Genomic DNA, 6,000 nt, shown 5'->3' on the forward strand with positions numbered 1-6,000 from the left:
ACGCAACTTTACGCACGGCCGCAGTTCCTATCAATGCTGCCGTCCGGAATGGTGGGTTCTTGTACGCGGCCGCCGTAAACCGTCGCTTGAGGGGATGTCCGCTGACGATGGAAGCTGACAAGATAATCCGACCACCGGTCGCCGGACCTCCGATATGATGACCCCCATTTCCTCAAGTTGGGCCATCTCCTCGTTTGTTTTGAATAGTGGTCAATATTGACCAGCCACATCGGATCCGGAAGCGCATGCTGCTTCCACCATCGCCCCAGTCACGGCAGCCGTTGGTGACAGCGAGTCAGTAACGCTCCCGCCATGGAAGCATTGTGCTCCTCGTCCAGAATTTCTTGACCGGTATTGAGCGCCCGCGCGGATCTCGTTGAGGTCGAAAAGCAGGGTGGTTCGGAAGTCGTTGTTTGACCGGGTTTTTTTATCTTTAGCTCAGACGGAGATCGCATATGCAGGCAACGATACTTGCGAAACTCCGCGAATGGTCCATCCTTATAACCGCACTTTGTATTGCTCTTGGCGGAATCTTGTACGCAGCTTCTTTCTCATCGACACCGCCAGAATCGCTGGCGGTCGCGCCCACCGCCGCCAGTTCTCAGCCGCAGGCGTCTTCAGTTGCTTCCAGGAATTCCGCAGCGGCGCCACAAAGTTCAGCCGCGGTCCCAGCACCAGCGGACCCGGCGACGCCAAGCCGCCCCCCGGCGTCGTCCGGACCGACGGCACACCAGATGCATGGCCACGCACCAACGCAGCCGTCGAGCGCTCCCGCGCTCAGGGCTGCTGCGACGAGCGCTCCTCCGACGCAACCCGTTACTCCCACGCCACCCCCAACACTGGCTGGCGGGACAGCCGTCGACGGCGATGCGGCGACAGGCCGCCAGGTCTACAGAAAATGCCAAGCCTGCCACTCGCTGGAGGTCGGCAAGAACGCCCTTGGCCCGAGCCTCGCCGGCATCATTGGCAAGAAGTCCGGCGAGGTGCTCAACTACAATTATTCGCCTGCGATGAAGGCTGCCAATTTGACTTGGGACGCAGCGACACTCGACGCCTATCTGCTTGATCCATCAAAGCTGGTTCCGCAGAACAAAATGCCGTTCGCGGGATTGAAGACGGTGAACGAGCGCAAGGATGTGATCGCCTATCTGGTTGCGGCCGCGTCTCCGGCCGGCGCGCCGGTTGTTGCGCAGCGTTCGCCCTCGCCGGCGGCTGCGCCGGCGCAACCGTCAGCCCCGGGCGAACCGCGCGCTTCTGTTTATTTGCCGGAGGCCCGCTACACACTGCGTACCGGCATTGCAGAAGGACGGATGGTCTATCTCGGCGTCGGCGGCACCATCGACGGACAAGTCAATCCGCTTCTTTCAGCCGCGGAGGGACAGACGGTGCAGATCATCCTGATCAACGGAGAAGGGGCCGAGCACGACATCGTATTTCCGGAACAGAATGCAAGGTCGTCACGCATATTTAGCCCTGGCGCAAGCACAGCGTTCGCGTTCCGCGCCACGCGCGCCGGAGATTTCACCTACCTGTGTAGCGTTCCAGGTCACGAGTTGGCGGGCATGCGCGGACAACTCGTCGTCACGCCGCTTCCGCCAGATCAGGTGCTGGTCGAAGCCGACATCTCGAGGAAATCGACCGAGGTTCCACCGCCGGTCGGCCAACGTCCGCCGCAGACAGTGCAAGTCGAACTCAACGCAGTCGAACTCGAAGGCCGCCTCGCGGAAGGGACTACGTTCGGCTATTGGACGTTCAACGGCCGCGTTCCCGGGCCGATGCTGCGCGTCCGCGTCGGAGACACCGTGGATGTGCGCGTCAAGAATTCCGCTGACAGTACGATGGTTCATTCGGTCGACTTCCATGCGACCACCGGACCCGGGGGCGGAGCCGCTTCCACACAAGTCGATCCCGGGGCGGAGAAATCATTCAAATTCAAAGCGCTTATTCCGGGACTGTATGTCTACCACTGCGCCACGCCAATGGTGGCCCATCATATCGCCAACGGGATGTATGGTCTCATGCTGGTCGAGCCCGAAGGCGGACTGCCGGCGGTGGATCGCGAGTTCTACGTTATGCAGGGCGAGATCTATACTGAGGCGCCGTTCGGCCATCGCGGCAGTCAGGAATTCAGTGTTGAAAAATTGCTGAACGAGCGGCCGGAATATTTCGTTTTCAACGGTTCGGTGGGGGCGCTTTCAAAATTGCATCCGCTGGAGGCCAAGGTCGGTGAAACCGTTCGAATCTATTTCGGCGTCGGCGGACCCAACTACACGTCCTCCTTCCACGTCATCGGTGAAATTTTCGACCGAGTCTACAATCTCGGCGGCTTGCTAAGCGAGCCATTGCGCGGCGTGCAGACCGTCACCGTTCCAGCGGGTGGTGCAGTCATCACGGAATTCAAGGTCGAGGTTCCCGGCAACTATATGCTGGTTGATCATGCTCTGTCGCGCGCCGAGCGCGGCCTGGTCGGCATGTTGCATGTTGAAGGGCCACCCAACCCGGAAATTTTCGACGGCAAGATCGAACCCGGGACGGGCCATTGAGACTGATGGCTGCGCGACCTGGGTCAACCATGCCATTTAGCTGATGCTCGAAATCCTGCTGGCGCCTTGATCGCCCAGGGCGACGCGGCAGACACCGTCTCTTACATTCAAAGCGGCCGGGTCAAGGTTGTTGTCATATCTGAGCAAGGCAAGGCGTCAGTAGTCGGAATTCTTGGACCCGGCCAGTTCTCTGGTGGGTGGCAAGAGCCGGCGGACTCTCCGCCGCATTTCGCACTCAGCCTTCGTTCGCGGAGGAACCTATGCGCTGTTGTGGACGATATCCTCAAAGGGAGAAAACCAGATGAAGCTCAAATTCGCACTTCTCGCGCTGGCCACTTTAGCTGGCGCTGCGCTTTCGACCGGAACCGCTTCGGCTATTCCGCTCGCCCCCTTGGGACAGCTCCAGCCTTCGAATGTCGAACGTGTTGCAGTGGTCTGCGGAGCACGCGGCTGCGTTCGCACGGCGCCCGTGTATCGGCGAGGAGCCTACGTCGTCCGCCGCCCGTATGTACGTCGCGGTTATGGATATCATCGGGGCTATCGTCGCTACTAACCTGAAAGATCGGGTATGCGGCTACGCCGCGGCAGGCGGTCCGAACCAGATGGTCAACGCGTCGGCGAGTCCCATCTGGGTCGAATCCCCCACCCAGGCCACGTATCCATCGGGCCGAATTAATACCGCGTCGGGAGCGGTGACCGCGCCAAGCGCCGGAAGCTCCCACGCGCCATCATACTGGGCGTCGATCAATTGAACCCGAGCCGCCCATGGCGTGATGTCGAAGCTGCCGGGCTCGGCGAGATTGAGCAGCACCGGCCGGGCATCGTGCAGCAGGGTGAACACCCGCAGCGGGCCGCCTGCGGTGATCAGGTCGAGATCAGGCATGCGGCGTCCAAGCAGCTTGTGTCCGTCGCCGAGGTCGTAATGAACGCCGAGACCGGACATGGCAGCGGCGAACCGCTTGCGCGGCTCGTCCATGGCCATCAACTCCGCCACGGCCTCGCGCATCGCGTTGCTGCGGTCGTCGGTACGGAGCAGCGCGACTTTCGCCATCGTGTTGCGCAACGCGAGCGCGGCGACCGGGTGCCGCTCGGCATGGTAGCTATCGAGCAGGCTTTCCGGCGACGTCTGCTTGACCACCTGCGCCAGCTTCCAGCCCAGGTTCACCGCATCCTGCACACCGAGGTTGAGTCCCTGTCCGCCCGCCGGGTAATGCACATGTGCGGCGTCACCGGCCAGCAGCACCCGTCTGTCGCGGTAGGAAGCGGCCTGCCGGGTCATGTCCGTGAACCTTGAGATCCAGGTCGGACTGTGGATCCCGTAGTCGGTCCCGTAGATGTCGATCAGCGCCTCGCTGAGATCGCGCAAGGTGGGTTCGCTGGCGGCTCCGACGTGGCGCTCGGTCACCATGACCCGCAACGGCCCGCCATCGAGGTAGACTACCTCGCCATCGCGGATTTCGTAATTCACCTTGCCGAAGGAACGGACGCCAAAGTCATTGCGGTGGATGCCCAGTTTGGGCTGCTCGGTCACCTCGACCTCGGCGAGCAGGTTGCTGACTGTCGGATCCGATCCGGGGAACGCGATGCCGGCAACTTTCCGGATCAGGCTGCGTCCGCCGTCGCACCCGACGAGATATTTCGCGCGCGACGACGCACCGCCGGACAGGGCGACGTCCACGCCGCTGTCGTCCTGCACGAAACCTGTCACCTCGGTTCCGCGATAGATCGGCACCTTCAGCTCAAGGGCCCACTCGGCCAGGATGCGCTCGATATGGTTCTGCCACAGCCCGAGCCCGTAATTGTGCCGGGTGGGAAAGTCGCTGATATCGAGCGGGACGTGGAAGTGCACGACCCCGAATGTCTGTCCCTCGGAGAGGAACCGGTCGGCGATCCCGCGCTGATCGAGGATCTCGATGGTGCGCGAATGCAGGCCGCCGGCGCGTGAGCCCGCGAGTTCCTGGCTGGCCCGCCGCTCGACGATGGCAACGTCGATACCCGCGAGCGCCAACTCGCCCGCCAGCATCAGCCCTGTCGGGCCGCCTCCGGCGATCACCACCGCATGCTCCGTCTTTGCCGCACCCATGTCGTCCCTCCGTAGCTGTTGGCGTCGGCAGGCGTTCTACGGGATGACCGGGGTCTTGAAGCAAGCCCCTTGCGCACTACATATCAGTGTGGGGAGGCTGGTGTTCCGCTTTTTGCGGACCGAAGCTCGCCAATCAAGCCATCACCGCGTTCAAGGCCGCCACCGGCTCGGGCAAGGCGGCAACAGTTTTTGCCGCGGCTGGAACAGTTCGCGCAACCAGCCGCTCGAGATCGCGAACCGTCTGCTGCTCGACGAACTTGACCGCGATGCCGTTGGGCAACAGCCGCACGACGCGCCCGACGCATGCGCCGACCGCGAGCGGCATGCCGACGGGCGGCTGCACGGCGGTCGACACCGCAACGCCCGTGACCGAGCAATCGATAATGAAGCAGGGGTGGATCGAACTATCCGCCAGGGTCAGCGTGGAATGCGGATTGGGCGGCACGAAGCGCGCATTCTTTCGCAGCTCCAGCATCGCCGGATTTTTCTGCTTCTTCTCCAGCCAGGTCAGCATATCAGAGAGTCTTTCGCGCCGCTCGCGCGTCATCTCCAGCTCGAGCATGAAACTGCGATTCATCGTGTCGCTGATGCTGCCCTCGAATCTTCCGAAGTCGCGGAAATACGACGTCAGGCGGTCGCCGATCTTGCCGACCACGGGCACCTCGACAATCATGCGGTACGGCGACACGCGCGTGGTGCGGCAGGCGAAGGTGCGAAGCTTGCCCTGCGGGTCATACCAGTTCGGCACGTGTAGCTGCCGCCGACGATGACATTCACCGCTCGCTGGCTGAGGAAATCCTGAACAGGCACGATGGATCCTTGGGGAGCAAATGGGAGAGTTTGAGCGGCCGCTGATCTTTGTCAGCTTGATAGGCTGCTCCTCGGCCATTCGCGACCTCGGGCGCACCACGCGAGAGAGCCGAAGCCATCTCTTGCGCCGTTGCTCTTACGGCCATTTTCTGAATGGGAGGTAAAAAGGTAGGCAGAATCAGCAAATATCCTAATGTTTCATGAATGGAACCGGATCGGCGTTGTCAGACCGCAAATCGCTTCTGATTTACAGAAGTCGTGTCAAGCCCCAGAATAAAAAATATTTCTGTTTACCAGAACCCAAATCAGGGGCATATATTCTCCCATCCCGTCCTGGTCAGAAGGGCGTCGGCCGTCGTCACGGACGTTGGACGGGTTGCGGTGGACGCTTGTTTACGCTGAGACGACGGCGTGGATTAGCGTACGGCAAAACCGTGTGGTCCTGGCGCCCGTTGCAGGCGTCAAGCTGTCGGGTAGGCGAGAGCTGAACGGCGGCGACGGAGTCAACCAAGAACTCGTCTCCGGGGAGATCACGGCATAAGCCGTAAAGCCATTGCGCAGGGA

At 61.6% G+C, this 6,000-nt stretch carries 3 protein-coding genes and 1 pseudogene; 2 read left to right on the top strand and 2 right to left on the bottom strand.

Features of this window, described 5'->3' with window-relative positions:
- Positions 1-455 precede the first annotated feature (455 nt).
- A complete protein-coding gene (gene nirK, locus JQ597_RS25995; protein WP_212268029.1) occupies positions 456-2,543 on the top strand; it encodes a copper-containing nitrite reductase in 2,088 nt (695 codons plus the stop codon).
- Positions 2,544-2,609: 66 nt separating this feature from the next.
- Complete coding sequence (locus tag JQ597_RS38330) at positions 2,610-3,101, top strand: cyclic nucleotide-binding domain-containing protein (protein WP_349628883.1); 492 nt, start codon at positions 2,610-2,612, stop codon at positions 3,099-3,101.
- Between the two features lie 16 nt (positions 3,102-3,117).
- On the opposite strand, the gene JQ597_RS26005 is transcribed toward JQ597_RS38330, so the two are convergent.
- Positions 3,118-4,626 carry an FAD-dependent monooxygenase gene (locus tag JQ597_RS26005; RefSeq protein ID WP_212268033.1) on the bottom strand — a complete coding sequence of 503 codons (1,509 nt, stop codon included), beginning with the start codon at positions 4,624-4,626 and terminating at the stop codon, positions 3,118-3,120.
- 133 nt (positions 4,627-4,759) lie between these two features.
- Positions 4,760-5,436: pseudogene (locus JQ597_RS26010) on the bottom strand (PilZ domain-containing protein).
- Between the last annotated feature and the right edge of the window lie 564 nt (positions 5,437-6,000).

Origin of the sequence: Bradyrhizobium sp. AUGA SZCCT0177, assembly GCF_018130125.1 — a bacterium.
Classification (GTDB): Bacteria; Pseudomonadota; Alphaproteobacteria; order Rhizobiales; family Xanthobacteraceae; genus Bradyrhizobium.

Excerpts from the sequence above, each read along its gene's own strand:
- nirK (WP_212268029.1), top strand. The coding sequence starts at position 456 with ATGCAGGCAACGATACTTGCGAAACTCCGCGAATGGTCCATCCTTATA.
- JQ597_RS26005 (WP_212268033.1), bottom strand. The coding sequence starts at position 4,626 with ATGGGTGCGGCAAAGACGGAGCATGCGGTGGTGATCGCCGGAGGCGGC.